The sequence below is a fragment of the Streptosporangium sp. CA-115845 genome (assembly GCF_050943795.1).
GTDB lineage: Bacteria > Actinomycetota > Actinomycetes > Streptosporangiales > Streptosporangiaceae > Streptosporangium.
Genome location: NZ_CP191988.1, coordinates 3,649,391 through 3,675,845, shown reverse-complemented (window position 1 = coordinate 3,675,845; position 26,455 = coordinate 3,649,391). Strand labels below are relative to the sequence as shown.

At 70.0% G+C, this 26,455-nt stretch carries 26 protein-coding genes and 1 pseudogene; 9 read left to right on the top strand and 18 right to left on the bottom strand.

From position 1 onward, the window contains the following. Nucleotides 1–30 precede the first annotated feature (30 nt). The 8 genes and pseudogenes from ACQP0P_RS18865 to ACQP0P_RS18830 form a co-directional block, all read right to left on the bottom strand. Nucleotides 31–309 (bottom strand): tyrosine-protein phosphatase, encoded by a 279-nt coding sequence (locus ACQP0P_RS18865; RefSeq protein WP_433378441.1) that lies wholly within the window; start codon nucleotides 307–309, stop codon nucleotides 31–33. After that, nucleotides 306–1,283: a hypothetical protein gene (locus ACQP0P_RS18860; protein WP_433378439.1), complete on the bottom strand. Its 978-nt coding sequence runs from the start codon at nucleotides 1,281–1,283 to the stop codon at nucleotides 306–308. Before ACQP0P_RS18860 ends, ACQP0P_RS18865 begins: the two co-directional genes overlap by 4 nt. 130 nt (nucleotides 1,284–1,413) lie before the next feature. Further along, nucleotides 1,414–2,618 (bottom strand): annotated as a pseudogene (locus ACQP0P_RS18855) (RNA-guided endonuclease InsQ/TnpB family protein); the annotation flags it as partial. 2,633 nt (nucleotides 2,619–5,251) lie between these two features. Then, nucleotides 5,252–6,436 carry an RNA-guided endonuclease InsQ/TnpB family protein gene (locus tag ACQP0P_RS18850; protein ID WP_433378436.1) on the bottom strand — a complete coding sequence of 395 codons (1,185 nt, stop codon included), beginning with the start codon at nucleotides 6,434–6,436 and terminating at the stop codon, nucleotides 5,252–5,254. Then, nucleotides 6,429–6,854 carry an IS200/IS605 family transposase gene (tnpA, locus tag ACQP0P_RS18845; protein WP_433378433.1) on the bottom strand — a complete coding sequence of 142 codons (426 nt, stop codon included), beginning with the start codon at nucleotides 6,852–6,854 and terminating at the stop codon, nucleotides 6,429–6,431. Before tnpA ends, ACQP0P_RS18850 begins: the two co-directional genes overlap by 8 nt. Nucleotides 6,855–7,237: 383 nt before the next feature. Next, the gene (locus ACQP0P_RS18840; protein WP_433378430.1) at nucleotides 7,238–7,561 is read right to left on the bottom strand and encodes a hypothetical protein; all 324 of its coding nucleotides are present in this window, start codon (nucleotides 7,559–7,561) and stop codon (nucleotides 7,238–7,240) included. Further along, nucleotides 7,543–7,740: a hypothetical protein gene (locus ACQP0P_RS18835; protein ID WP_433378427.1), complete on the bottom strand. Its 198-nt coding sequence runs from the start codon at nucleotides 7,738–7,740 to the stop codon at nucleotides 7,543–7,545. The genes ACQP0P_RS18840 and ACQP0P_RS18835 overlap by 19 nt, the downstream gene beginning before the upstream one ends. A gap of 126 nt (nucleotides 7,741–7,866) precedes the next feature. Further along, on the bottom strand, nucleotides 7,867–8,121 hold the full coding sequence (locus ACQP0P_RS18830; RefSeq protein ID WP_433378425.1) for a hypothetical protein: 255 nt from the start codon (nucleotides 8,119–8,121) through the stop codon (nucleotides 7,867–7,869). Nucleotides 8,122–8,231: 110 nt separating this feature from the next. On the opposite strand from ACQP0P_RS18830, the gene ACQP0P_RS18825 reads away from it, so the two are divergent. Next, on the top strand, nucleotides 8,232–8,495 hold the full coding sequence (locus tag ACQP0P_RS18825; RefSeq protein WP_433378422.1) for a hypothetical protein: 264 nt from the start codon (nucleotides 8,232–8,234) through the stop codon (nucleotides 8,493–8,495). Between the two features lie 29 nt (nucleotides 8,496–8,524). Continuing rightward, complete coding sequence (gene paaN, locus ACQP0P_RS18820) at nucleotides 8,525–10,213, top strand: phenylacetic acid degradation protein PaaN (RefSeq protein WP_433378419.1); 1,689 nt, start codon at nucleotides 8,525–8,527, stop codon at nucleotides 10,211–10,213. Between the two features lie 41 nt (nucleotides 10,214–10,254). Here paaN and ACQP0P_RS18815 read toward each other — a convergent pair whose 3' ends face one another. Further along, a complete protein-coding gene (locus ACQP0P_RS18815) occupies nucleotides 10,255–11,232 on the bottom strand; it encodes a winged helix-turn-helix transcriptional regulator (RefSeq protein ID WP_433378416.1) in 978 nt (325 codons plus the stop codon). Between the two features lie 103 nt (nucleotides 11,233–11,335). Here ACQP0P_RS18815 and ACQP0P_RS18810 point away from each other — a divergent pair, with 103 nt between their 5' ends. Genes ACQP0P_RS18810 through ACQP0P_RS18800 form a run of 3 tightly spaced genes read left to right on the top strand, consistent with a single transcriptional unit; the run spans nucleotide 11,336 to nucleotide 15,050 of the window. Beyond that, nucleotides 11,336–12,817 carry a carotenoid oxygenase family protein gene (locus ACQP0P_RS18810; protein WP_433378413.1) on the top strand — a complete coding sequence of 494 codons (1,482 nt, stop codon included), beginning with the start codon at nucleotides 11,336–11,338 and terminating at the stop codon, nucleotides 12,815–12,817. Continuing rightward, a complete protein-coding gene (locus ACQP0P_RS18805) occupies nucleotides 12,814–14,019 on the top strand; it encodes an acetyl-CoA C-acyltransferase (RefSeq protein WP_433378410.1) in 1,206 nt (401 codons plus the stop codon). Before ACQP0P_RS18810 ends, ACQP0P_RS18805 begins: the two co-directional genes overlap by 4 nt. Then, nucleotides 14,016–15,050, top strand: coding sequence for an LLM class F420-dependent oxidoreductase (locus ACQP0P_RS18800; RefSeq protein ID WP_433378407.1), 1,035 nt, complete (start codon nucleotides 14,016–14,018; stop codon nucleotides 15,048–15,050). Before ACQP0P_RS18805 ends, ACQP0P_RS18800 begins: the two co-directional genes overlap by 4 nt. A gap of 139 nt (nucleotides 15,051–15,189) precedes the next feature. On the opposite strand, the gene ACQP0P_RS18795 is transcribed toward ACQP0P_RS18800, so the two are convergent. Next, nucleotides 15,190–16,425 (bottom strand): acetyl-CoA acetyltransferase, encoded by a 1,236-nt coding sequence (locus ACQP0P_RS18795; protein ID WP_433378404.1) that lies wholly within the window; start codon nucleotides 16,423–16,425, stop codon nucleotides 15,190–15,192. Continuing rightward, nucleotides 16,425–18,122 carry a class I adenylate-forming enzyme family protein gene (locus ACQP0P_RS18790; RefSeq protein WP_433378402.1) on the bottom strand — a complete coding sequence of 566 codons (1,698 nt, stop codon included), beginning with the start codon at nucleotides 18,120–18,122 and terminating at the stop codon, nucleotides 16,425–16,427. Before ACQP0P_RS18790 ends, ACQP0P_RS18795 begins: the two co-directional genes overlap by 1 nt. A 319-nt stretch (nucleotides 18,123–18,441) precedes the next feature. On the opposite strand from ACQP0P_RS18790, the gene ACQP0P_RS18785 reads away from it, so the two are divergent. Then, nucleotides 18,442–18,600 (top strand): copper homeostasis protein CutC, encoded by a 159-nt coding sequence (locus tag ACQP0P_RS18785; RefSeq protein WP_433378399.1) that lies wholly within the window; start codon nucleotides 18,442–18,444, stop codon nucleotides 18,598–18,600. A gap of 478 nt (nucleotides 18,601–19,078) precedes the next feature. Then, nucleotides 19,079–19,603, top strand: coding sequence for an SPW repeat protein (locus ACQP0P_RS18780; protein ID WP_433378396.1), 525 nt, complete (start codon nucleotides 19,079–19,081; stop codon nucleotides 19,601–19,603). Between the two features lie 400 nt (nucleotides 19,604–20,003). On the opposite strand, the gene ACQP0P_RS18775 is transcribed toward ACQP0P_RS18780, so the two are convergent. Beyond that, the gene (locus tag ACQP0P_RS18775; protein ID WP_433378393.1) at nucleotides 20,004–20,246 is read right to left on the bottom strand and encodes a DUF6343 family protein; all 243 of its coding nucleotides are present in this window, start codon (nucleotides 20,244–20,246) and stop codon (nucleotides 20,004–20,006) included. A gap of 182 nt (nucleotides 20,247–20,428) precedes the next feature. Here ACQP0P_RS18775 and ACQP0P_RS18770 point away from each other — a divergent pair, with 182 nt between their 5' ends. Both ACQP0P_RS18770 and dhaL read left to right on the top strand, forming a co-directional pair. Continuing rightward, a complete protein-coding gene (locus tag ACQP0P_RS18770) occupies nucleotides 20,429–21,427 on the top strand; it encodes a dihydroxyacetone kinase subunit DhaK (protein WP_433378390.1) in 999 nt (332 codons plus the stop codon). A gap of 152 nt (nucleotides 21,428–21,579) precedes the next feature. Continuing rightward, nucleotides 21,580–22,206, top strand: coding sequence for a dihydroxyacetone kinase subunit DhaL (gene dhaL, locus ACQP0P_RS18765; protein WP_433378387.1), 627 nt, complete (start codon nucleotides 21,580–21,582; stop codon nucleotides 22,204–22,206). Here the strand turns inward: dhaL and ACQP0P_RS18760 are convergent. The 6 genes from ACQP0P_RS18760 to gap all read right to left on the bottom strand — a co-directional run bounded on the left by ACQP0P_RS18760 (nucleotide 22,200) and on the right by gap (nucleotide 26,251). Beyond that, nucleotides 22,200–22,373 carry a hypothetical protein gene (locus ACQP0P_RS18760; RefSeq protein WP_433378384.1) on the bottom strand — a complete coding sequence of 58 codons (174 nt, stop codon included), beginning with the start codon at nucleotides 22,371–22,373 and terminating at the stop codon, nucleotides 22,200–22,202. The genes dhaL and ACQP0P_RS18760 overlap by 7 nt on opposite strands. A 105-nt stretch (nucleotides 22,374–22,478) precedes the next feature. Next, nucleotides 22,479–22,826: an RNA polymerase-binding protein RbpA gene (locus ACQP0P_RS18755; protein ID WP_012892502.1), complete on the bottom strand. Its 348-nt coding sequence runs from the start codon at nucleotides 22,824–22,826 to the stop codon at nucleotides 22,479–22,481. Between the two features lie 77 nt (nucleotides 22,827–22,903). Further along, nucleotides 22,904–23,134, bottom strand: coding sequence for a preprotein translocase subunit SecG (gene secG, locus ACQP0P_RS18750; protein ID WP_030905020.1), 231 nt, complete (start codon nucleotides 23,132–23,134; stop codon nucleotides 22,904–22,906). Between the two features lie 132 nt (nucleotides 23,135–23,266). After that, complete coding sequence (gene tpiA / locus ACQP0P_RS18745; protein WP_433378380.1) at nucleotides 23,267–24,052, bottom strand: triose-phosphate isomerase; 786 nt, start codon at nucleotides 24,050–24,052, stop codon at nucleotides 23,267–23,269. 7 nt (nucleotides 24,053–24,059) lie between these two features. Next, nucleotides 24,060–25,247 (bottom strand): phosphoglycerate kinase, encoded by a 1,188-nt coding sequence (locus ACQP0P_RS18740; protein WP_433378377.1) that lies wholly within the window; start codon nucleotides 25,245–25,247, stop codon nucleotides 24,060–24,062. Then, nucleotides 25,247–26,251, bottom strand: coding sequence for a type I glyceraldehyde-3-phosphate dehydrogenase (gene gap / locus ACQP0P_RS18735; protein WP_350918774.1), 1,005 nt, complete (start codon nucleotides 26,249–26,251; stop codon nucleotides 25,247–25,249). Before gap ends, ACQP0P_RS18740 begins: the two co-directional genes overlap by 1 nt. Between the last annotated feature and the right edge of the window lie 204 nt (nucleotides 26,252–26,455).

Genomic DNA, 26,455 nt, shown 5'->3' with positions numbered 1-26,455 from the left:
GCAACGGTCCGCCCTGCCGGATCCACGCCCCTACGAGGTGAGCAGCCTGGCCCGGACGGCCGCGAGATCATCGGCGCCCAGACCCGCCGCGCGCAGGTAGGCATCGGCGTCCAGCGCCTCCAGGGTGGCGAGAACGGCCGCGCGGACGGAGCTGTTCTCCCGCAGCAGGAGTTCCCGGATGGCCGGCCCCTGGTCGGCCATGCCCAGCGTCGCGAAAAGCGGCCCCAGCCGGTCGGCGCTCAGCTCGTAGTCGGAGGCGATGTCCGCGGGCTCGACACCGGCCAGGTCGAGCAGCAGCAGGGTGATCAACCCGGTACGGTCACGGCCCGCGGCGCAGTGGACGAGGACGCCACCGGGCCTGGCTCGGTGCCACTCATCGGAACGACCGCGCAGATGCCGGTCAGCAGCAGCCGGTAGTGAGCGCGCCGGTCCGCCGCGCGCACCCCGGCGAGCAGCATGGACAGCGTACGGCGGGCGAGTTCCTCTTCCTTGCCGAGGAGAAACAGATCCTCGGGGCTCTGGCTCGGGGTACGGGACAACTCGGGGCAGGACTCCTCTCGCTCCAGGTGGAGTGTCACGTTGGCCGCGTAGAAACCGGGTCGCAGGACGCGGAGCCGATCCAGTGCGGCGCGGAGCGTGCGTATCGCGGTGAGCCGGTCGAGTCCGTGGCACTCGACGGGGATCTCATAGAGGTCGCGGGCGCCGTTTCGCAGCCGGGTGAGGGCGTCGACCAGCAACTCGAAGGCGACCTCGTCCTCGCGCAGCGGCGCCGCCCACCGCGACGCCTTGAGGTCCCGTTCCGGCTTGGCGGAGGCACCGCGCTCCGTCGCGCTTTCCCGCCGCAGCCGCGCCTCAACGCTCTTCAGCGGATAGTGAACGAGCTGGGCGCGGGCCGCGCGCACCCCGGCCGGTTCGCCGGGGTCGGGCCGCCTGCGGAGCAGATGGGCCGCGAGGCCGATCTCTTCGCCGCTCGCCTCAGGCGAGGTCAGCCAGCGGACGATCAGCTCCATCTCGCGTACCGGATCGCCCGCCCGGGTCCGGGGCGGCACCCCGGCCAGGGCCTTACGCAGCCTGGCGTATCCGCTGAGGAGGTGGTCATCGATCGTCTGCTCGCACTCGTCACACCGGCGTGTTTCACTGACTCCGCCACAGGAGCGGCCATTGTGCCGAGCCCTGCGCAACGGACCACGCGCGACGTCACGCAGCGCGGGAGCGACCAGCGAGAAGTAGGCGTGAAACGCGGTCGCCTCGTTTGCTGAGGTAAGCGCGGCAAGGTTCATCATGAGGTCCCTCCGAGGCATGACGGGAGAACGCGTCAGAAAACGCGGTTTTCCCACATCGGCCTCGAAATCCGAGGCCCTCAGAAGGAGCGGTCTTGACATCCTCCCCCTCGTAAACGAGGGGGATTCCCACGGTCGCCCGTGAGGGTTCCTGCTTCACCGCCGGTTGCCCGCCCGAGAGGACTCTCGTTGAGGTCTTACACCAGCTCCACAGGCGTTTTACCTCTCCGCCAGCCCGGCGGCGAGGATGTTCTTCGCGGCGTTGACATCCCGGTCATGGGCGGCACCGCAGGCACACACCCACTCGCGAACCCCCAACGGCATGGACCGCTGGATCGCGCCGCACGCCGAGCACAGCTTCGAACTGGGAAACCAGCGGTCCACCGCTACCAGCGTGCGCCCGTACCACCGGGCCTTGTACTCCAGCATGGAGCGCAACTCCCGCCAGGACGCATCCGAGACGGCGCGGGCCAGCGAGCGGTTCTTGACCAGGTTGCGGACGGTCAGGTCTTCCACGGCGATCACTTGGTTCTCGCGAACAAGCCGTGTCGTGACCTGATGCAGGTGATCCCTTCTGCGGTCGGCGATCCGGGCGTACACCCCGGCGACCTTCAGCCTCGCCTTGGCCCGGTTGTTCGACCCCTTCTCCTTACGGGCCAGCGCCCGCTGGGCCTTGGCCAGCTTGCGCCGGTCACGGCGTTCGTGACGCGGGTTGACGATCTTCTCCCCGGTCGACAGCGTCGCCAGTGCGGTGATGCCCGCGTCCACCCCCACGCTCTGCTCGACCGGCGGCAGAGGGCTGATCTTCTCCTCGACCAGCAGGGACACGAACCAGCGGCCCGCCGCGTCCCTGCTCACGGTGACCGTGGACGGCTGCGCGCCCTCGGGAAGGGAACGCGACCACACGATGGCCAGCGGCGCGTCCATCTTCGCCAGCGTCAGTGCGCCCTCACGCCGGCGAAACGCCGACCGGGTGTACTCGGCCGACGCCCGCGACTTCTTCCTGCTCTTGAACGTGGGGTACTTAGCGCGTTTGGCGAAGAAGTTGGAGAACGCCGCCTGCAGGTGGCGCAGCGCCTGCTGGAGCGGGACCGACGACACCTCGGACAGGAAGTCGTAGGCACCGCTGCGTTTCCACTCGGTCAGCGTGGCCGAGGACTCCACGTAGGAGACACGACGCCCTTGGAGGGTGTAGGCGCGGGTGCGTTCTTCCAGGGCCTTGTTGTAGACCAGGCGCACACAGCCGAACGTCCGGGCCAGCTCGCCGGCCTGCTCGGGGGTCGGGTGGAAGCGGTACTTGTAGGCCCGCTTCACGATCTGCGCCACGCCTCGCACCATACCGTGCGATCAGCTGAGGATCGTGCGTGTGTTCGGTACGGCGGTCCGCCTGGCGGCGAATCGCCTGCCCCTGTCCTGCTCCGCAGGAGCCCGATTCCTCCCCCGCCTGAAGGCGGGGGTCTCCTCGGAGGTATCTGATGAACCGCTCAAGCTCGCCGACAGCAGTCGTTGAACGGAAGTCAGGTTGGCAGGGGACGCGATCAGCGTCAACTGTTTCGCGATACATGTCATCAAGCGCGTTCATGACCGATTTATGCTGAATGATAAGCGCATCATCATTTTTATGAGGTTCTCCCAGCCCACGTACGGCCGCCCGCAGCAGTTCCCGCACGTCCGCGTGACTGTGCTCGGCCCCTCGGCGACCCCGGCGCTCCCGCTGGTCCAGAGCGTGCCCGTGCAGGGCCTCGTTCGCTCGCTGCCCGAGGGTGTCCAGGGCTGGATTCGCGGCACGCAGTCGTTTCCAGGCTTCCCATTGGAAGAGCGCGGGACGAAGTGCCGCCACCGCGAGATAGGAGGCCAGCGCCGGATGGTCACGGCACGCCTCGGCGACCAGCAACAGCCGACGCCGGGCGACGGCCAGCCGTTCCCGCCTCTCCCAGCCGTCCTCTCCCGCACCGAACAGGTCGTTCTCCAGTTTCGCCAGTCCGGGCAGTACAGCGCGCAGCGCATCCGAGCCACGCTCGATCAGCCGGCGTGCCGTCCGCAGGTCCAGCCGCCGGACGGCACTGGCCGCCAGACCGGCCAGCACCCGGTCCGCGCCGAGACGCGCCACCACCGGCTGCCCGCTCCGCAGCTCCGACCGTCCGTCCTGGCTCCGGACCAGCTCCGTCACCCAGAGCGGGCACGCGGCGGTCAGCGACCACTCCACCGCTGCCGCGATCATGCCGTAGTTGGTCAGCGGCGATCCGGGGTTGAGCACCATGACCACCTCGTCGACGTCGCGCGGACTGCCTGAACCCGGCCGTCCGGTGGACGCGGCCTCGGATCCCAGCGCGGTGACCACGGCGTCGCGGATCGATCCGAGATCACCCGATCCGCTCTCGATCACCCGCACCTCCGCGTCCCCACCGACCGCCGAGACAGCCCACTCCGCGAGCCGACGGGCCCGGCCCAAGGTCTCAGGGCTGGCCAGCAACCGCAGCCGCACGGTGCCCCGGCGCCGCAGGAGCTTTCGCCGTTCGCGCAGCTCGGCGAGAACCGTCGTCACCGCCGATCGATCCTCACTCTCCCTGCCCTGCCGTTCCAGCCCGACGGCCAGCAGCCCGAGGACGTCACCGCTGCCCAGCACGGGCCAGCCGAGCCTGCCCGTCTGGGCGACGAGGCCGAACCCGGAATCGCCCCCCTCCCACTTGGCTGCGGCTTCCAGCAGAGTCGGCGGCAGCGGCCCGGCATCCGGAAGCTCCGGCTTCAGATGCGCCTGGTGACTGGAGGCCGCGATATAGAGGGAGGGCAGCTCGGTATCCTTGATCATCCTGGCGCAGGCACTGGTGGTGTCGCTTGTCAGAGCGCGGGCCGTCGTCACGATCCGGCCGGACAACCCGCCCCTCCCGTCTGCTCGGTTGCCCAGCGCGGTGATGAGATCTCCGACCTCTCGCTGGGGGCGGAGGGTCAGGCTTTCCCTCTCCTGCCTGAACAACCTGCGGAGATACTCCGCGAACCAGGCACGCAGCAGGCCGTAGTCGGCGGCCTCCCCGCGTCCGACCCGCTCGAAGAGGGCCGCCTGCACGGTGGGCCAGGGCTGAGCGAAATCGGCGATCTTCCCCGAGGTGAGACCCAGCACCTCGGGAACCGTGGACTGTTTGCCCAGTTCCCTGGCGTACTCGGTGTTCCCGGCCTGCCGGGCCGCGAGCAGCCGCCAGAGCGTCCGGCCGGCCGGGTCCACCTCGGCCAGCGCGTCCCAGAATCGGTAGCGGAGCAGCCAGGACTCCAGGTGCGCGTCCATGTCCCGTGGCCGGTCCAGCGAGTACGGCCGATGCGGGTGGTCGATGTGCACGATCCGTGCCGGGCGGCGCGTCTCCAGCGCGGCGCACAGGGCGCCCGTGCTGAGCGCGAACGCTCCAGAACCACAGGTGACCAGGATGTCTTCGGGGCTACGCCCCACGAGCCATCGGCTCAGCGCTTTCGAGGTCTCCTTGAGTCTGGGAGCCTCGACCCGTACGACGGAGACCGCCGCCGGGTCGAAGCGCGCACCGCACAGCCCCTTCTCCAAGAGGAGCCTCGCCCGGATCTCGTCGGCCAGGTCGGCGAGCGTCCGGTCGCCGAGTCCGCAGGGATTGGTCGTGCCCAGCAGCGCGACCTGGGAGACCGGGCGGCCCGCCAGCCCCTCGAAGATCTTTCTCAGCGGGCGGCGGTCCTTGCCTGTCGCCCCGGGGTCACCCTCGAAATCGGGGGTCACCCCGGCGAGGTTCCGTTCACCCGCGAACCCTAGATCCCCGCCGCCGATCGCGTGCACGAGCAGCGTTCCCTCGGCCTTGCCCACCACGACATCCCCCTGCTTAGCAGGCGAAACTGAACCAACCGGGCTAACGGTAAGTCATCCCTGACGAGACTCGCGATGAAACAACGAAACCACCGACAATCGAAGACGGATGCTGTCCGTGACTCCTCCGCTCCCTGAAGGGAGCGGCTTCTCGTTAAGCCGCTTGCGCGACGTCGCGAAGGGCAAGCCCTGCCCTGAGGATGTTGGTCGCCGCGTTCACGTCGGCGTGCGCGACGTGTGCGCACCGCTGACAGTGGAACTCGGCTTGGGTGGAGCGGTTCTCCTTCGCGCAATGCCCGCATTGGGCACAGGTGCGGGAGGTGTTGGCGGGGTTCACCTCGATCATCTCTTTCGCGGCGCTTTCAGCCTTCGAGCGGAGGATCGTCAAGAACACCCCCCAACCCGCGTCCAGGATGCTGCGATTGAGACCGGACTTGGCTACCACGTTGGTGCCAGGCGCCTCCAGCGTGCCGGACGCCGAGCGGGTCATGTTCGTGATCCGCAGGTCCTCGCAGGCGATGACGTCGTAGTCGCGGACCAACGCGAGTGCGACCTTGTGTGCGCCGTCGAGGCGTTGACGGCGGACCTTGCCGTGCAGGGCCGCGACGCGGGCCACAGCCTTGCGGCGCCGCTTGGAGCCGCGTTTCTTGCGGGCGAGGTTCCGCTGGGCGACGGCGAGGCGCTCGGCGGACGCGGCCAGGTGGCGCGGGTTGTCCAGGTGCTCGCCGTCGCTGGTGGTGACGAGCGAGGCCACGCCCAGGTCGATCCCGACGGCCGCGCCGGTGGCGGGCAGGGGCTCGGCGGGAACGTCGTCGCACGACAAGACGAGGTACCAGCGGGAGACTTCCCGCTTGACGCTGATCGTCTTGACGGTGCCGCGCACCGGCCGGTGCCGGTGGACGCGGACGTGGCCGACGCCCTGAAGGCGGACGTAGGTGGCGCTGGGGTGTTCGGGCTGGGAGTCCCACCGGCAGCCGTCACCGTCTTTCGGCCACTCCACCGTGTCGAACCGCCCCTTGCCCTTGAAGCGGGGGAAGCCCGGTGTGCGCCCGGCCTTGACGCGGGCGAAGAACGCCTGAAACGCCTTGTCCAGGCGGCGCAGGGTGGCCTGCTGGGAGGAGAACGACCACCGGCCTTGGCCGTCTGCGTCATCGGCGCGGATGTGCTTCAGCTCGGCCGATTGCTCGCCGTAGCGGATGCTCACCTTCGCCTTGGCATAGGCGGTGCGGCGGTGCTCCAGCGCGGCGTTGTAGAGGGCGCGGTGGTCGTCCAGGCAGGCGGTCAGCGCGGCGGCCTGCCTGCTGGTGGGGCGGAGCAGGAACTTGAACGACCTACGCACGAGCACCACCACTTTTGGGGGTGCGCTCGTACTGCGTCTCGATGTAACGCCGCACCGTCTCGGCGGACACCGCGCCGACCGTGGCCGCGAAGTACGACCGTGACCACAGCGTGGGCAACTGGGAGCGCAGGTGTGGAAACTCGGCGCGCAGGTGGTGGGAGGTGAAGCCCTTGAACTGGTTGGCCACGTACGACGGCGAGTTCTTCGGGTGTGGCCTGACGAACAGGTGCACGTGGTCGGGCATCACCTCAAGCGCCACGATCTGCCAGCCGTGCTCGTCGGCCTTGGCGTGGATCAACTCCTCAAGGCGGTCTTTGACCCGCCCGCCCAGAACAGGGCGGCGGTACTTCGGGCACCACACCACGTGGTACCCGAGGTCATACACCGCGCCGGGGGAGGTCCGCACTTGACGAGTCACACGATCATTATAACGACGCCATCCATCTAACGTGCGACGATCGGAGAACTTTCATGCGCAGACCTGACCGGCCAGGGCAGGCTCGGGCCTTGACGGCCCTCCCCCTCCCGATTCCCCCATCGCCTAAAGGCGACGGTCCCCTCGGGAGGATCTGATGGAGCCCCTCATTCCACAGGCCGACGAGCCCTCAGCAGGTTGAGGATTCCTCCCGTTTCAACGGAAGCGGGGAAGGACTTCGCTCCGCGGCACATGCACTGATCAACCCCCCTTTCCACCTGGGGATCGAGCATCGGACACCGCTGCGGGCAGGTGTCCGACCGGCTCCTTGCCCGCAGCGGGTCGACTCGGCCTGAACATGTCGTCAGGCGACACATTCACGGCATTTACGGCAGGACGACGAAGTCACACCAAACCGACCAGTCCGAGACGGCGGCTCCGTCTTCGGCACGCACACGGAATCGGTAGTCGCCTTCAGACAGTGTGCCCGGCGGGAGGTCCGCCGACCGGTGCAGGGAGGCCAGTTCCGTTCTTGGCTCCTCCGCGCCGCGGCTGATCTCGAACCTGCCGACGAGGTTGGGATTGTCCGACGGGGGTGTGGCGGCGAACTGGCCCATCTGCCGGGTGGACAGCACGGGGACCTTCGCCGGGTCGTCGCAGGACTGGAAGGGGCTGTAGGGACCCTGGGAGATCAGCAACGTGGTCGGCATACCAGGCTTTTCACATCACCGGTGTAGACCGTGAACGCGCACCACGGCAGCCAGGCCGATTTCCCGGTGGTGGCGTCTTCGGCCCGCACTCGGAAACGGTATTTCCCGTCCTGGAGCAGTCCTTCGGGGACCTGGTACCTGGCCTGCATCTCGGTGCCGGGCTCAAAGGGTGTCCTCATCGCCCCTGAGAGGGGTCGCAACTGCGCTCCATCGACGCCGGGCGGTTCAGCATCTGGCCCTCATCGCCCCTGAGAGGGGTCGCAACATCGTGTCCGTGTGGCCGTCAACCGTCACCGTGTACGTCCTCATCGCCCCTGAGAAGCGGGGGCCCGCCCGCCGTACGAGCTTCTGATCTTCAGCCTGGGCGCCGTCCCCACCTGGCGCGAACTCGGCGGGTTAAGCGGGACGCGCACCAGGCCGGCCATCGCCAGGGTGCGGTCGTTGGGCCGGAGTTCCAGGATCCGGTCGCCCGCTGAGAGGCCGAGCCGGAGCAGCCCGCGGGCGAGCCCGGTCGGCGAGCTGGGGCGTCCCGTCCGGGCCCAGTAGCGCGGGCCGGTCACCGAATCGGGCGGCCGCCTGATTCGGGAGCGGGCCGATAGCCACGATCACCTCTGGGGTTTCGCCGACGACGTATTAGTACTATAAACGAAGCCAGACAGGGAGGAGCCCCGTGAACGAGGTTCTGTCGCTGGACGCTCCGCGCACCCCGTTCGGGAGGAACCGGGGCGGGCTCTCCGGCGTGCGGGTGGACAAGCCGGCCGCGCACCCACCGACCACCACGGTGGGCCGGCGCACGGTCGACCCGGCCTTCCCCGCCGAGTGGACCGAGCCGCGCGGCCACCGCGCACCTCGCCGGAGGAGAACCGCGGATCACGGGATGCCACCGCGCATCTCGCTCGAAGAGATCACGGGTCAAGAGATGGAGCCGGGGTGACCCCCGCACGAGCCGGATGGAATGACAACATGGCAACGGATCTGTTCGACAAGCACCGCGCGACCCTCGACCGCGCGATCGAGGCGTGCCGCTCCCGCGAGAGCTGGACGGCGTTCGGCGAGTCGCCGGCCGACCACCCCGGCGGGGAGCAGGCCCAGGCGGAGGGAAGGGCCGCGTTCGAGGCGCTGCTGGGCCGCCCCTTCGACCTCGGTGGGCCCGGCGCCCCGGTGGCGCAGCCCGACGAGGTCTCCCCCTACACCGGTGAGCCGCTGGGCGTGTGCTACCCGCGGGCGGACGTCGAGGAGCTGTTCGCCGCCGCCACCCGGGCGTGGCCGCACTGGCGGGAGGCCGACCCGCGGACCAGGGCCGGGGTGTGCCTGGAGATCTGCGAGCGGATCTACCTCCGCTCCTTCGAGTTCTCGCACGCGGCGATGCACACCGCCGGGCAGAGCTTCGGGATGAGCTACACCGGCAGCGGAACCAACGCGCTCGACCGCGGCATCGAGGCGATCGCGCAGGCGTACGCGGCGATGTCCCGGGTGCCCGGCACGGCACGGTGGTCGCGCGCGTTCGGCACCACCACCGTGGAGATGACGAAGCGGTACCGGCTGATGCCCAAGGGGGTCGCCGTGGTGATCGCCTGTGCGAGCTTCCCCGCCTGGAACGTCTACCCCGCGCTGTTCGCGAGCCTGGTCACCGGAAACCCGGTGATCGTCAAGCCGCATCCCAGCTCGGTGCTGCAGATGGCGCTGGCGGTACGCGTCTGCCGTGAGGTCCTCACCGAGGCGGGTTTCTCCCCCGAGTTGGTGGGGCTGGCCGTGGACACGGCGGCCGAGCCGGTCACCAAGCTCCTGGTGCGGCATCCGGCGACCCGGATCGTGGACTTCACCGGCTCGGCCGCCTTCGGCTCCTGGGTGGAGGCCAATGCCTTCCCCGCCGTCGCCTACACCGAGACCTCGGGGGCGAACTCGGTGCTGGTGCACTCGGTCGGGGAGCTGCAGCCGGTGCTGCGCGCGCTGGCCGGTTCGCTGTGCCTGTTCTCCGCGCAGATGTGCACCAGCCCGCAGAACATCTACGTGCCGCGCGGCGGCGTGCCCACCACCGGAGGCACGGTGAGCGCCGCGGACTTCGCGGCCGGACTCGCCGAGGCGGTACAGGCCATCAGCACGGTGCCCCGGCGGGCCGCCGCGGTGCTCGCCACCGTCCAGTCGCCGGACACCCTGCGGCTCCTGGAGAAGGTGCAGGACCGGGCGGCCGCGCGCGGCCGAATCGTCCTCGAGCCGCGCCCCTACCAGCATCCCGACCACCCGAAGGCGCGCACCAGCGGACCGCTGCTGGCGCAGGTGGACATCGCCGACCACGACCTGTACGGGGAGGAGCGGTTCGGGCCGGTCGCGTTCGTGATCGACTGCGACGACGCCGACCAGGCGCTGGAGCGGGCCACCCGGGACGCGCGGGAACGGGGGGCGATCACCGCGTTCGCCTACGCCACGGACGAGGCGTACCTGGACCGGGTGGAGGCCGGCTACGCGACCGCCGGCGCCGCGGTGACCTGCAATCTCACCGGACCGATGCCGCTGAATTTCTCCGCCGCCTACAGCGACTACCACGTCACCGGGCTCAATCCGGCCGGCAACGCCTCGCTCACCGACGACTCCTTCGTCACCGGACGGTTCCGGGTCACCCAGTCGCGGCGGCCGGCCGTCACCGGTCACTGACGGGCGGGGACGGAAACCGGGCGCCGCCGGTCATCAACGGGTCAGCGGCGGCCGTCGCCACTCGCCAGGGGGTGGGAGGCGGCGGTCGTCGCGGCCTGCCCGTCGCCGAGCGCGAAGCGCACCTCGGTACGGTTCAGCGGCGTGCCGCACGACAGGCAGCGCAGGTACGGCCGGAAGGGCCGGCCGCAGGCGCGGTGGGTGATCAGCAGGTCGGTGCCCGGCGGGCCGACGTACCATCGCTGGGCCCAGTCGACGATGAAGGCGAACACCCCGAAGAAGGCCAGGCCCTTGTCGGTCAGCAGGTAGCGGGGACGCCCGCCGTCGCCCTCCCCGGCGCTGAGCACCCCGAGCTCGGTGAACCGCCGCAGCCGGTCGGACAGCACGGACGGGGCCATGCCGAGCTCGGACTGGAAGTCGGCGAACCGGCGCACCCCGAGGAAGGTGGCCGCAAGCATCACGGTGCTCCATCGGTCGCCGAGCAGCTCGAACGTCTCCGGGAAGTACGACAGCGGGTCGCGCTCGACGTCGTCGCGGACCGTCCTGCGGTGGTGGCGCGGCACCGCCACCTGAGCGAAGGTGGCCGAACCCCGCAGGGTCTCGGTGTCGCGGGCGGTGACCGGGGCCCGGCCACAGGCCGCGCAGCCGAGCTCGACGTCGGTGCGCCTGCCGCAGGCGTCGTGGATCAGCTCCGGCAGCCCGCGGCGCCGAGGCACCCAGCTGCGCTCCCAGGACCAGATCTCCACCAGCAGCGGCCACAGCTCCAGCGCGCGCTCGGTCAGCAGGTACTCGGTGCGGGTGCGGCCCTGCTCGCGGTAGGGGGCCGGGCGCAGCAGGTCTCCGGCGACGAGCTCCTTGAGCCGGTTGGCCAGCACCGACTCCGACATGCCCAGCTCGTCCCGCCAGTCCGCGAACCGGCGGGTGCGCATCAGGAAGGCCCGCTGCAGGATCAGCAGCGTCCACTGGTCGCTGATCGCCAGCAACGCCTGCCCGATCGCGCTGGGCCGTCGGTCTTCCGCCACCCGTTCCGCCTTTCCGTGCTTTCCGTCGTCAGGCGGTCATGCTACTTTGACCTCTGACTTCTCTTATAGAAGTGGTTGGTCGTCGCACGAAAGGGGCGTCGAGATGACACAGCAACCGCAGCCGATCGCCGTGGCCCGGGCGGTCGCCGAGAACGGTGACGAGCCGAACCCGTACCTGATGGGAGTGTTCGCCGCCATCCAGGACGAACTGACCGCCGAGGACCTGGAGGTGGTCGGCGAGATCCCCTCGGACCTCAACGGGGTCTTCCTGCGCAACGGGCCCAACCGCCGCTTCGAGGCGCCCGGCCGCTACCACATGTTCGACGGCGACGGCATGATCCACGCGATGCGCTTCGAGAACGGCCGGGCGCGTTACCGCAACCGCTACGTGCGCACCGCCGCCTACCACGAGGAGTCCGCGGCCGGCGAGGCGCTGTGGACCGGCGTGATGGAGAATCCGAAGGGCAACCCGTTCGGCAACGGGCACGGCCTGGGCATCAAGGACTCCGCCAACACCGACGTGACCTACCACCGGGGAAAGGTGCTGGCCACCTGGTACCTGTGCGGGACCCCCTACGCGATCGATCCGCTGTCGCTGGAGACCCTGGGCGCGGAGAACTTCCTCGGCACCCTGAACGGCGACATGATGGCCCATCCCAAGGTCGACGAGGCCACCGGTGAGCTGCTGTGGTTCGACTACGGCCCGGACGGCCCGCCGTACATGCGCTACGGCATCGTCGGCCCGGAGGGCACGGTCACCCACGTGACCGACATCGACCTGCCGGGGCCCCGGCTGCCGCACGACATGGCCATCACCCCGAACCACACGATCCTGATGGACCTGCCACTGATCCAGGACCAGCAGGCCCGCGCCGCCGGGAAGTACCGCATCTCCTTCGAGCGCTCGCTGCCCGCCAGGTTCGGCGTGCTCCCCCGGTACGGCGCCGGCGACACGATCCGGTGGTTCGACGCCCAGCCCTGCTACATCTACCACGTCATCAACTCCTGGGAGGACGGCGACGAGATCGTCCTCGACGTCTGCCGGGTGAAGAACCCGCAGCACCAGGCGACCTACACCTCGAAGATCGCCCAGATGCTGGCCTACCTGCGGCTCAACGCGCACATCTACCGCTACCGGTTCAACCTGCGCACCGGGCGGACGTCCGAGGGGCCGCTGGACGACGACAACATCGAATTCCCCAGCGTCGACTCGCGCGTCATGGGCCGGCCGCACCGCTACTCCTACAACATGCACCTCGCCACCGCGGAGACCCTGCTGTTCGACGGGCTCGTCCGGTTCGACTCGGCGACCGGCGAGAAGCAGGAGCACAGGTTCGGGCCCGGACGGTGGGGCTCGGAGGCACCGTTCGCCCCCCGCGACGGCTCTACCGGCGAGACCGACGGCTACCTGGTCAGCTTCGTCAACGACGAGCGGGCAGGGCGCGCCGAGGTCGCGATCTTCGACGCCGCCGACGTCACGGCCGGGCCGGTCGGCAGGGTGCTGCTGCCCCGGCGCGTTCCCATCGGGTTCCACGCCACCTGGGTCCGCGCCGACCAGCTGCGCACTGCGGGAGGCGCCCGATGACCGACGTCTACGTGCTCGCCACCCTGCGCACCCCGCGCGGGAAGGGGCGTCCGGGCGGCGGCCTTTCCGGGATCACCCCGCTGGAGCTGCTGACCCGGCTGCTGGCGGGCGTCGGCGACCGGGCCGCGGCGCTGCCCGGCCTGGTCGAGGACCTGATCGTCGGATCGGCCACCCAGACCGGGGAGCAGGGCGGCGACCTGGCCCGCACCGCGGCCGTACTGGCCGGTTGGGGCGAGTCCACCTCCGGGATGACCCTCAACCGGTTCTGCGCCTCCGGCGTCGACGCGATCAACACCGCCGCCGCGCACGTCGCCTTCGGCTCGGCGGGCCTGATCGCCGCCGGCGGCGTGGAGTCGGTGTCCCGGGTGCCGATGTTCGCCGACCAGGCGCCGATCTGGTGTGACCAGGAGGTCGTGGAGCGGATCGGCTCGGTGCAGATGGGCATCGCCGCCGACCTCATCGCCACCCTCGAAGGACTGGAGCGCGAGCAGCTCGACGGCTACGCGCTGCGCAGCCAGCGCCGCGCCGCCGCCGCCTGGGAGCAGGGCAGGTTCGCCGGCTCGCTGCTGCCCGTACGGCACGGCGACCAGATCGTGCTCGACCATGACGAGACCGTCCGGCCGGGCACCACCGCCGAGAGCCTCGCCGCGCTGGAACCTGCCTTCGCCGCGCTCGGCGCCAAGGGACAGGACGACCTCGTCCGGCGCAGGCGCCCTGAGGTCGGCGAGATCCGGCACCTGCACACCGCCGGGTCCTCACCCGCGATCGCGGACGGCGCCGGGATCGCCGTGCTCGGTGACGCCGCCGCGGCGGCGGCGTCCGGACTCCGTCCGCGGGCCAGGGTGGTCACCGCCGCCACGGCCGCGGTGGACCCGGTCATCATGCTCACCGCCGGGCAGGCCGCCGCGGAGAAGGCCATGAAGCGCGCGGGGCTGGCGCCCGGCGATGTCGACGTGTTCGAGATCGCCGAGGCGTTCGCGGCGACCTGCCTGAAGTTCCAGCGGGACCTCGGTGTCACCGACGAGCAGCTCAACCCCAACGGGGGGACGATCGCGATGGGGCACGCCTTCGGCGCCACCGGCCCGATCCTGCTGGCGTCCTGCGTGGACGAGCTGGAGCGGACCGGTGGGCGCTACGGCGTGATCGCGGTCAGCGGCGCCGCCGGAACCGGAAGCGCCACCGTGCTGGAGCGCATGCCATGACCCGATCAACCGACATCACCGGTCCGGCCGGAGCCGCCGGTCTCCCGCGGCCCCCCCGGCTGACGGTGTCACTGGGGTTCTGGCAGGACCGGCCGCCTGGCGAGGCCCTGCTGACCGCCCGCGCCGCCGACCGGCTCGGCTACGACGAGCTGTGGGTGGGCGAGATGGCCACCTACGACGCCTTCGCGCTCGCCTCGGCGATCGGCCTGCGGACCGAGCGGATCGGGCTGACCGTGGGCCCGCTGGCGGTGGCCGTACGCGACCCGATGACGATCGCCCGCGGCGTGGCGTCGGTCACCGACCTGACCGGGCGCCGGGTCGGCGTCGCGATCGGCACCTCCAGCCCCCTGGTCGTGGCCGAATGGCACGGCCGCGACCGGAGCCGCCCGGCGACCAGGCTGCGGGAGTCGGCCACGGTGCTGCGGGAACTGCTCGACGGGCGCAAGCCCTCCTTCGACGGGGAGACCGTCCACACCCGCGGCTACCACCTGCGGCTGGACGCTCCCCACTCGGAGCTGACCGTGGCGGCGTTCGGCCCGGCGGCCGTCGGCGTCGCCGCCGCCCTCGCCGACCGGATGGTGCTGAACCTGATCACCCCGGCCTCGGCGGCGGCCCTGGTCCGGCGGCTGCGTGACGCCGCCGCCGGGGGCGGGCGCGAGGCCCCCCGGGTGGCCGCCTGGGTCTGCGCCGCGGTGAGCCCCACCGAGGCCGCTGTCGAGCAGCTGCGCCGCGCCGTGGTCGGCTACCTGGCCGCCCCCGGCTACGGCGAGATGTTCACCGAGGCCGGGTTCGGCGACGTCGTCGAGTTCGCCCGCACCAGGCCGCACCCGAGGGAGCTGCTGGCCGCCGTCCCCGTCGAGCTGATCCAGTCGGTCGGCCTGGTGGGCGACGAGGCGACGGTCCGTGACCGGCTCGCCGATTACGGCCGCGCCGGCGTGGACGAGGTGGCCCTGGTGCCGGCCTGTGTCGAGGCCGATCCAGGCGGGGAGAAGACCCTCGCGGCCCTTCGGCCACCGGTGGCCGAAGGCTGATCCGCTCGGCCGGCAAAGCGGTGAAACACCGAGCCCTCGCCGGAGACGACCCGCGGGTCGTCTCCGGCGAGGGCTCGGTCCGTATCGGGTTCCCACCGACCCGCCGACCCGCCGCCCAGCGGCTCAGCGGCTCAGCGGCTCAGCGGGAGACGACGAAGATCGCGACGGTGGTGCAGCTTCCGCCGATGTTGAGGGTGAGAGCGGTGCGCGCCCCCTCCACCTGGCACTCCCCCGCCTCTCCGGTGACCTGGTGGGCGGCGTCCAGGAGCATGCGGGCGCCCGTCGCGCCGACGGGGTGGCCGAGACCGATGAGCCCACCGGAGGGGTTGACCGGCAGCGGCCCGTCGCGCTCGATCACGCCCTCCTCGATCGCCTGATGGGCCTGGCCCGGCGGGGTCAGCCCGAGGTGGTCCAGCGCCGCGTACTCGGTGATCGTGAAGCAGTCGTGCGTCTCGATCACGTCGAGGTCCTCCGGACCGGCGACGCCCGCGCGCCGGTAGGCGTCGAGGGCTGCCTGCCGCAGGTGCGGGAAGAGGTAGGGCCGCCCTTCGGCGAGTGCGAGCTTGTCGGCCAGCAGCATGGGCGCGCTGCGGTGCCCCCAACCGGTGATCTTCGGCAGGTCGTCCGCCGACCGGCCGTGGCGGCGCGCGTACTCCTTGGCGTATCGGGGCGAGGCGAGCAGCACACTCGCCGCGCCGTCGGTGATGCGGCCGCAGTCGTACTTGCGCAGCCGGCCCTCCACCGTGGGGTTGAGCACGTCGTCCGGGCCGAAGCACCCGTCGGGGAAGGACCAGCCGCGGGTCTGGGCCAGCGGGTTGCGCAGGCCGTTGCCGTGGTTGATCTCGGCGATGCGCGCGAGGTTCGCGCCGAGGCGCTCGCCGTCGAGGCCGTCCCGCTCGGCGACCACGTCGGCGAGCTCGGCGAACAGGCTGGGCCAGGGGAAGGCGGCGCCGACCGCCTCACGCCCGGCCCAGGCCGCCGAGCCCAGGTGCTGGGCCGCCTCCTGGGAGCCGACACCGCGCATCAGCTCCACGCCGGTCACCAGGGCCAGGTCGTAGCGCCCCGCCTCGATGTCGGCCATCGCGGCCAGGGCCGCCACGCTGCCCGAGGCGCACGCGGCCTCGTGCCGGGAGGTGGGCAGCATCGCCCAGGCCGGGTCGATGGTGGCGACCATGCCGCCGAGCTGCGCCTGACCGCAGAACAGCTCGGCCGCGAGGTTGCCGACGTGCGCCACCTCGACCTCCGCCGGGTCGATCCCGGTGTCCGCCAGTGCGCCGAGCGCGCTCTCCCGCAGCAGGTCGTAGAGGCCGAGCCCCTCCTTCGTCCAGTTGCGGACGAAGTCGGTCTGGTGTCCGCCGAGCACGAAGACGGTCATCAGGCCGTCTCCCACGTCGAGCGCAGGTCGCGCTTGAGCAACTTACCTACCGGGTTGCGGGGCAGCGATTCGACCACCTTCAGCCGCTCGGGCAGCTTGTAGGAGGCGATGCGGCGCTCCTTGAGGTAGTCCACCAGCTCCTCCAGGGTGACCTGCTCGCCCGCGCGGGGGACGACGAACACGCAGGCCTTCTCGCCGAGCACCGCGTCGGGGTAACCCACGCAGGCGACGTCGGCCACCTTGGAGTGCCCGGCCAGCAGCGACTCGATCTCGGCCGGCGCGATGTTCATGCCGCCCCGGATGATCACGTCCTTGGCACGATCAACATAGCGCAGGTACTGCCCGGCGTCCCCGGCCAGTTCGAACACGTCACCGGTGTGCAGCCAGCCGTCCTCGTCGACCGACTCGCGGGTGGCCGTACCGGCCAGGTAGGCGGAGAACACCGTCGGACCGCGCATCAGCAGTTCCCCGGGCCGGCCGGGCTCGGTGATCTCCTCCCTGGTCGCGACGTCGACCAGCCGGGTCCGGGTCCCGGCGAGCACCGGGCTGGGGTAGTCCACGCCGGGCAGTCCGGGGCGCGGGAAGAAGCGGGCACGCTCGACCGGGTCGGGGATCGACACCGGGTCCGACAGCATCGCGACACCCTCGTTGGAGCCGAAGAAGTTGATGACGGCGATGCCGTACTGTTCCTGCCAGCCCTGCACCATCGACGGCGGGAGCGGCGCGGAGCCGGAGCCGACGCGGGTCAGCGACGAGATGTCGGTGGCCGCCAGCACCTCCTTGCGCTGCAGCAGCATGGTCAGCAGCGCCGGCGGCACCAGGGTGTAGGTGACCTTCTCCGCGGCGATCTGGCCGAGGAAGACCGGCAGGTCGAACGGCTGGTGCTGCACCAGGGTGCAACCGGAGATCAGCCAGGGCAGGAGGACGCCGGCGATGCCCGCCATGTTCACCATCGGGAACGGGTTGAGCACGATGTCGTCGCCGGTGAGCTTCGGCGCGGCGGCGCAGACCCGGGCGGTGGCCAGCCAGTCGTGGTGGCAGCGAGGCACACCCTTCGGGGTGGCCTCGGTACCGGAGGTCCAGCAGATCGTCAGGCATTCGCCCGGGTCGACGGTCAGCTCCGCGAGGTAGGCCGCCAGCGCGTCCACGTCGCCGCGCGACTCCTCCAGCGAGACCAGGCCGTCGGCGACGCCGTCGCCCCAGGCCGCCACCGTGTGCAGCCCGTCGATGTCGGCCGCCATGTCGCGGACGATCTCGGCGTTGGGTCTGTCGCCGATGCGGGTGGCGGTGACGAAGGCGTGGGCGCCGGCCAGCCGCAACAGCTGGGACAGCTCGTACTCGCGGTACTGGACGGGGAAGGGCGTGACGACGACGCCGATCCGGAAGGCCGCGAAGAAGGTGACGCACAACTCGACCGTGTTGGGTATCTGGACGGCCAGCACATCGCCGTGGCGGAGGCCCCGCTCCAGCAACACCGCCGCCACCCGGTCGACTTCGGCGTCGAGCTCGCGCCAGGTGAGCCTGCGTGGTCTCCCACCGGTCAGTTCGGCTTTGTTGGGCGCGTCGACGACGGCGAGCGCGTCCGGACGCGCCGCCACCTGACCACGCAGCAGCGCGTCGACGGTGTCGTCGGTCCAGAGCCCGGACTGTGTGTAGTGGTCGACACGGCTCAGCGGATGGAGCCTTCGAGGGGTCATCGGGTCTCCCCTTGGCATGAAACTGATGATGTGACGACAGACACTATGAAAGGAGAAGTCAGGGGTCAATAGCACCGACTTCTTTTGGAGCGCCCGGTTCACCCGAAGTGGCCGATCCCCGAGGCGAGCGTGCCGAAGCCTTCGGATAAGGCATTCACCGAGTCGGTCGCCGAGGTCCCTCCGCGGGCACGAGTGACGGGCCGACCGCGCCGGGAGGCGGCCGCTACGCGCACGGTCCCGCTGTGCTCGCCGACCACCTGCCCGCCACGCTCATCCACGCGAACGCGGATCGATTCGTCTGGAGCCGGTCGCGCAGGGCGTGGTGATCGGGGTGCTGACGCCGTCAGGCGAAGTGAACGCCGAGGTGGCCAAGCGCCTCATCGGTGCGGCCGGGGGCTTCTCGATCACCTTCCACCGGGCCTTCGACATGACCGCCGACAGGCCGGGCTGGTGGAGCAGCCAGGAGAGCGCCACCTGAGTGGGAGAAACCTCGCGCTCCCCGGCCACCTGGGCGGCCCGGTCGAGGATCGGACGATCATGGTCGGCGTCGTCGCAGGGCCTCGATACGCGCGTCGCCGCCCGAGCGGGTGGTGCTCTCCTCGGCATGCACACCTTGGTGGCCGGCACGTGGTCGTCCCAGCTGTGGTGACCAGGGGTTGAGCACGATGTGCGGATGAGCGCGCTGTGCCCGTTCTGGGCGGTGGGCGGACTGCGGTAGTCGCTCAGCCTGGCGGTGACCGGGTTGCAGAGCATGATGAACGTCCTGGGGCGCCGTGTCTTGGTGGCGGCAAGGTGCGCCGGACGAGGGCGGCCACTGGATCGCCCCTCCCCAAAGGATTTCGTTAGTTAGATTTGTCATTCTTTGGGCTGTTTGGAGCTTATGTCGGGTATACCGGTAGAAATTCGCTTTCGCATGAAATCGAATTTCGCATGGAAACCGGAAGGGGGCATGGGTCATGATGAGACCCGCAAGCCTGGAGCAACACCCTGATCTCATCGAGATGCGGGAGAGGTACGAACGAGCGGGCTCCAGCTCGGTGGCCCAGGTCATCGACGGGCTGGGCCTTCTGGCCGGGCTGTACCTGGCGATCTCTCCCTGGGTGGTCGGTTTCAACGGCCTGTCCAGGCTCACCGTCAGCAACCTCGTCACCGGCATCGTGGTCGCCGCACTGGCCCTGGGATTCGCGTCCGCCTACGGCCGGACGTACGGAATCAGCTGGGTCGTGCCGATCATCGGAATCTGGACCATCATCTCGCCTTGGGTCACCGGCTCGGCGACGACGGCGAACATCTGGAACAACGTCGTCACCGGCGCCGTCATCTTCCTGCTCGGGCTGGGAGCGGTGGCGGTAGGTTCCAAGAGAATGCCCGGCATGGGACACAAGGGCGACATGTCCCACCGAGGAGACATGCCACACAGGACAGACATGCCCAACAGGCCGGACATGACCAACAGGCCGGACTTCCCCAACAGGCCATAGGTGGATGTGGCATCGGTGCGGCGGCGAAGGACCGCCCCGCCGATGCTGTACGGGACCTCCGCCTTCAAGTCGCCCCCGTTCTCAACCGCCTCCACGAGGGGCGGCGGGGGTGCACAGTCAAAGCAGCGACATCTACCCGAGTCCCGCCGGGGAAACGACCTCGCCGCGACAGCGGCCCGGCCTGACCGGGGACAGCGTCGGCAGTGCTTTATCCAGATGAGCCCGGCGACCGGGCTTCCGTCATCTTCGATCCGGCGCCCGCGCCTCACCGATCAGCAGCATCGCCATGACCTGGGCATCCGCCTGACCTGCCCGCCGCTGTTGCGCCTGGGCCGCCGTTCAGTCCGTCTCCGGCTCACGGACCCCGCTGACACAGCCGAGCGCGGCCAGGACGGATGACCTATTCGAAGAAGGTGTGCCGCTCACCGCGCCGACGTCTCCGGACGACCCGGATCCCGACCACCACGATGTCCACGACGGCGATGGCCGCCAGCACGGCCAGGGCCACGGCGAGCGCGGTGATCCCGGCCTGTGTCGCGAAGACCGCCAGAGCCGTACAGACCACCAGCCCGAAGATCGCCAGAGCGAGCCGCAGGTTCAGCGCGCTCTTCGGATGGTCATGCGTTCCCGGCTGCTCCTTCATGAGACCACCTCCGGGGCAATATCGATCTCCCCACCTGCCCATACCTGTGCAAGGGAGGCATCTCTCAGCCCTTACCCAGGACATCCCGGATCACCCATGGGGTCATGCCGACGACGAAGCCTTCGCGTCAAGGAGGTGAAGCCGGGTAGGAAAACAGCGTTCGCGACGCAAGGAGGGGCCAGGTGGCCGCACATCAGCTGGTCAACGACCCGCAGGAGCTCGTCGCCGAGGCGCTCGAAGGGCTGGAGCTCAGCCAGAGGGGGAGGCTGCGCTGGAACCGCGATCCCAGCTTCGTCATCAGGGCCGATGACCGGCGGCCGTACAAGGTGGGCGTGCTGTCCGGCGGCGGCTCCGGACACGAGCCCCTGCACACCGGTTTCGTGGGGTACGGCATGCTGGACGCCGCGGTGCCGGGAGCGGTCTTCGCCAGCCCCACCGCGATCCAGATCCAGGCGGCCACCGAGGCGGTCGACGACGGCCGGGGCGTCGTCCACGTGGTCAAGAACTACACCGGCGACGTGCTGAACTTCACCATCGCCGCCGAGATCTCCGGCGGCATCCGGACCGAGACCGTGCTCGTCGACGACGACCTGGCCACCGACACCGCCGTCGAGGGCGGCCCGGGGCGGCGGGGCACCGCCGCCGTCGTCGCCGTCGAGAAGATCTGCGGCGCCGCCGCCGAGCGGGGCGCCGACCTGTCCACGGTGGCCGCGCTCGGCCGCCGCGTCGCCGGCAACGCCCGGACCATGTCCCTGGCCCTGCGGGCCTGCACCCACCCCGGCCAGTCCGTACCCTCGTTCGACCTGGAACCCGGCCAGGTCGAGTTCGGCGTCGGCATCCACGGCGAGCGGGGAGTCCGGAAGATCCCCGTCGCCCCCGCCGACGAGCTGGTGGCCGCGCTGACCGAGCCGGTCGCCGACGACCTCGGGCTGAGCAGGGGCGACGCGGTCTTCGTGATCGTCAATGGCCTCGGCTCCACCCACCAGCTGGAGCTGCTCGCGGCCTACCGGCAGGTGACCCGGCTCCTCGACGCGCGAGGTGTCACCATCGCCCGGCAGCTCGTGGGCTCCTACGTCACCGCCCTGGACATGGCGGGCTGCTCGGTCACCCTGATCCGCGCGGACCAGGAGCTCGTCGGCCTGTGGGACGACCCGGTGCGCACCGCGGCCCTCACCTGGTGACCCGCCCACGGCTCCGGCGATCGGCGACGGTCACCTGACCGGCCCCGCTCCGGCCCGGTTCTCCGCACATGGAACATCGTCGTAGGTCAGCCACCCGGTGAGATCGAATCGACCGGCCTCGCGTCCCGTCCCGGTACTCGAAGGAGAAACCCATGAACGACCTCGAACCCCAGGCCGTGCTGTCGTGGATCGAGCGGTTCATCATCCGGATCGACGACCGGGTTCAGGAGTTGACCGAGCTGGACCGCCACAGCGGGGACGGCGACTTCGGCACCAACATGGTCACCGCGCTCACCAGGGCCAAGGCGAAGCTCTCCCCCGCCCCCGCCGACGCCGGGGCGCCGTTCTCCAGCCTCTCGACGGCCTTCCTCGAACACTCCGGCGGTACCAGCGGGCCGCTGTTCGGCATGTGGTTCCGCGAGTTCGCGCTGGCCGGACAGGGCAGTCCGGTCTTCACCACGGCCCTGCTCGCCGACGCCGCCAGGAACGGGGTGGCCACGGTCCGCAGGCTGGGCTCCGCCTCGGTGGGCGACAGGACGATGGTCGACGCCATGGCCCCGGCGGCGGACGCCCTGGCCGAGGCCGCGGGGAACGACGTCCCCGCCGTGGCTGCACTGCGGCCGGCGGCGGAGGCGGCCCGCGCCGGAGCCGACTCCACCTCCTCGATCACCGCCCGCCGGGGCCGGGCCAGTTACGTCGGCGAGGCCGCCCTGGGAGCTCCCGACCCCGGGGCCGTCGCGGTCGCCCTGTTCTTCGAGTCCGCTGACGAGCTTCAGTAGACGTACGGCCAGCCGGCGGCGTCCCAGCCGAGCAGATCGGCGCCGAGGCGGGCGGAGCCGTCGTCCGCGTAGTAGTGGTACACGAGGAGGTCGCCGTCGGCGCACGCCAGGCCGAGATCCCGGCGACGCTCGAAGCCCCGGTCCGTGAAACTTTCACAGCCCCTCACCTGGTCGCGGCACCCGAGCCGGTGAGACGCGAAAGACCCCCGTGGGGTGGTCCCACGGGGGTCTTCAGCGCGTGCTTACCTGCAGACCACGCGCAAGGGGTCCGGCTAGTAGATCGGGCGCGAGGAGGAGCGCAGCCGCTCCAGGGCCTCGGCCAGGATCTGCGCGCCGTCCTTGTCGCTGCGACGCTCCTTCACATATGCGAGGTGCGTCTTGTAAGGCTCGTTACGCGGCGGCGCGGGCGGGTTGGCCTCGTCCTGACCTGCGGGGAGACCACACCGGGGGCAGTCCCAGAACTCGGGAACGGCCGCGTCGCTGGCGAAACTGGGGCGCGTCTCATGCATGTTCGCGCACCAGAAAGGGACCCGCACACGGGGGGCCGCCTCGCCACGCTCCGCCTCCCCCATCGGGCCGGCACCGACACGGCTGCCACGGATCGCGTTGCCACTACCCACGGATGAACTCCTTGCTCGATGGCCCCGCCGCTTGGGGATGCGGGGACTGAACCACTGTCACGCCTGTCGAAGCCGGGTCAGGGCCTCAGGAGCAGGCCCAGCGCGATGATGCAGACGAACCAGACCACACCGGTGATGACGGTGAGCCTGTCAAGGTTGCGCTCCACCACGGAGGAGCCTCCGAACGACGACGAGAAACCGCCACCGAACAGATCCGAGAGGCCACCGCCCTTGCCCTTGTGGAGCAGGACGAGCAGCATCATCAGCAAGCTCGACAGGATGAGGGCGATGGAGATTCCGATTGTCACCGTTGACCTGTTCCCTATGTGCGCGTGTCCCGCGTCCGGGCACGACCCTTGTGTACGCCAGAGGCGTGACGATTCAAACCTGCTCTAAGAGGGTATGACGTGCTGTCAAATCACACCCCCCAAATGGACCAGTCAACTCGACAATTCGCCAAGACGGCAAATTTTGACGAATTCCCCGGCATCGAGGCTCGCGCCACCGACCAGGGCACCGTCGACATCGGGCTGTGCCATGATGCCCGCGATGTTGTCAGACTTGACCGACCCACCGTAAAGGATACGGACACCCGCGGCCACATCGGTGTCGTACAGCTCGGCGAGTCGCTCCCGGAGGGCCCCGCAGACCTCCTGCGCGTCGTCGGGGGTGGCCACCTCGCCGGTGCCGATCGCCCAAACGGGCTCGTAGGCGAGCACGATTGAGGCGACCTGCTCGGCGGTGACCTTGCGAAGCGCCCCTTCGAGCTGCGCGACGCTGTAGGCCACCTGGCCGCCCGCCTGGCGCACCGGCAGCCCCTCCCCCACACACAGGATGGGGGTGAGCGAGTGCCGGTAGGCCGCCTGCACCTTGGCGTTGACGACATCGTCGTCCTCGTGGTGGTACTGGCGGCGCTCGGAGTGCCCGATCGTGGCGAAGGTGCAGCCGAGCTTGGCGAGCATGGCCCCGGAGATCTCACCGGTGTAGGCGCCGCCGTCGTGCTGGGACAGGTCCTGGGCACCGTAGAGGATCCGCAGCTTGTCGCCGTCCACCAGGGTCTGCACGCTGCGCAGATCGGTGAAGGGCGGCAGCACGGCCACGTCGGCCCGGTCGAAGTCCTTGTCGCCCAGCGCGAAGGCGAGCTTCTGGGTGTGGGCGATGGCCTCAAGGTGGTTGAGGTTCATCTTCCAGTTGCCGGCTATGAGCGGCTTGCGAGCGGTGCTCATTTGACGTCTACCTCTCCAGCGCCACAAGTCCGGGGAGGGTCTTGCCCTCCAGGTATTCCAGGCTGGCCCCGCCACCGGTGGAGATGTGCGAGAACCCGTCCTCGGGCAGGCCGAGTCTGCGCACGGCGGCGGCCGAGTCTCCCCCGCCGACGACCGTGAAGGCCTCCGAGCCGATCAACGCCTCGGCGACCGCGCGGGTTCCGCCGGAGAACGCCTCGAACTCGAAGACGCCCATCGGGCCGTTCCAGAACACGGTCTCGGCGTCGGCCAGTTTGCTCGCGAACAGCTCGCGGGTGCGCGGGCCGATGTCGAGGCCCTGACGGTCGGCCGGGATCGCGGTGGCGTCGACCACCTCGTACTCGGCGTCCTCGGCGAACTCGGTGGCCGCCAGCACGTCGACCGGCAGGACGAGCTGCACGCCGCGCTTGGCCGCCTCGTCCAGGAAGCCCCGCACCTGGTCGAGCTGGTCCTCCTGGAGCAGCGACCCGCCCACCTCGTACCCCTGTGCCTTCAGGAAGGTGTAGGCCATGCCGCCGCCGATGAGGAGCCTGTCGACCTTGGTGAGCAGGTTGCCGATGACCCCGAGCTTGTCGGAGACCTTCGCGCCACCCAGCACCACGACGTACGGCCGTTCGGTGGTCTCGGTCAGCCTTTTGAGCACCTCGACCTCGGCCAGGACCAGCCGGCCCGCGGCGTGCGGCAGCAGGGCGGGAACGTCGTAGACGCTGGCGTGCCTGCGGTGCACCGCGCCGAAGCCGTCGCCCACGTAGAGGTCGGCGAGGGCGGCCAGCCTGGCCGCGAACCCGGCCCGCTCGGCGTCGTCCTTGGACTCCTCGCCGGGCTCGAAGCGCAGGTTCTCCAGCAGGGCCACCTGGCCGTCCTGAAGCGCCTCCACGACCTCCTGGGCCGACTTCCCGACCACGTCGGTCGCGAAGGCGACCTCCGTGCCCAGGAGCTCACTCAGCCGCTTGGCGACGGGGGCCAGGGAGTATTCCGGGTTCGGCTTGCCCTTGGGACGCCCCAGGTGCGCGACGACGATCACGCGGGCGCCCCTGCGGGCGAGTTCCTCGATCGTCGGCACCGAGGCGCGGATGCGGCCGTCGTCGGTGATGACGTCCCCCTCCAGGGGGACGTTGAGGTCGGCGCGTACCAGGACGCGCCGACCGTCCACGTCGAACTCGGAGATGTCCTTCATCAGAGGTCGGCGCCGACCAGCTCGATGAGGTCGGCGAGACGGTTGGAGTAGCCCCACTCGTTGTCGTACCAGCCGACGACCTTGACCTGGTTGCCGATCACCTTGGTGAGGGCGGAGTCGAAGATGCAGGACGAGGGGTCGGTGACGATGTCGGAGGAGACGATCGGGTCCTCGGTGTAGGTGAGGTAGCCCTTGAGCTCGCCCTCGGCCGCGGCCTTGAGCGCGGCGTTGACCTCCTCGACCGTGGTCTCGCGGCCGACCTCGACGGTGAGGTCGGTGGCCGAGCCGGTGGGGATCGGCACCCGCAGCGCGTAACCGTCGAGCTTGCCCTTGAGCTCGGGCAGCACCAGGCCGATGGCCTTGGCCGCACCGGTCGAGGTCGGCACGATGTTGATCGCGGCGGCGCGGGCGCGGCGCAGGTCGCTGTGCGGGGCGTCCTGCAGGTTCTGGTCCTGCGTGTAGGCGTGGATGGTGGTCATCAGACCCTTCTCGATACCGAAGGTGTCGTTGAGGACCTTGGCCATCGGCGCCAGGCAGTTGGTGGTGCAGGAGGCGTTGGAGATGACCGTGTGCTTGGCCGGGTCGTACTTGTCGTGGTTGACACCCATCACGACGGTGACGTCCTCGTTCTTGGCCGGAGCCGAGATGATGACCTTCTTGGCACCGTTCTCGGCGTGCACCCTGGCCTTGTTCGCGTCGGTGAAGAAGCCGGTCGACTCCACCACGACGTCCACCCCCAGGTCACCCCAGGGCAGCTTGGCGGGGTCGCGCTCGGCGAAGGCCTTGATGGTCTTGCCGTCCACGATGATCTCGTCGGCGGTGCTCTTCACCTCGTACGGCAGGCGGCCAAGAATGCTGTCGTACTTCAGCAGGTGGGCGAGCGTGGCGTTGTCGGTCAGGTCGTTGACCGCCACGATCTCGATGTCCTTGCCGCTGGCAGCGACCGCGCGCCAGAAGTTGCGGCCGATGCGGCCGAATCCATTGACGCCTACGCGGATGGTCACGGTGCCGATCTCCTCGTACGTCGGTGCGCCAGTCATGAGGACCGGCGACTTGGGGCGGGCTGAAACCTCAACCACGAACCTTATCGGACCTAAATTGGTGTAGACCACTGGAGGGGGGAGGTCCGTTATCCCTTAACCCATGAACAGGTATCGCACCATTCAAGTAGAGTGCCCGACTCGTCACCGTAAACCCCCTCAGCCCCA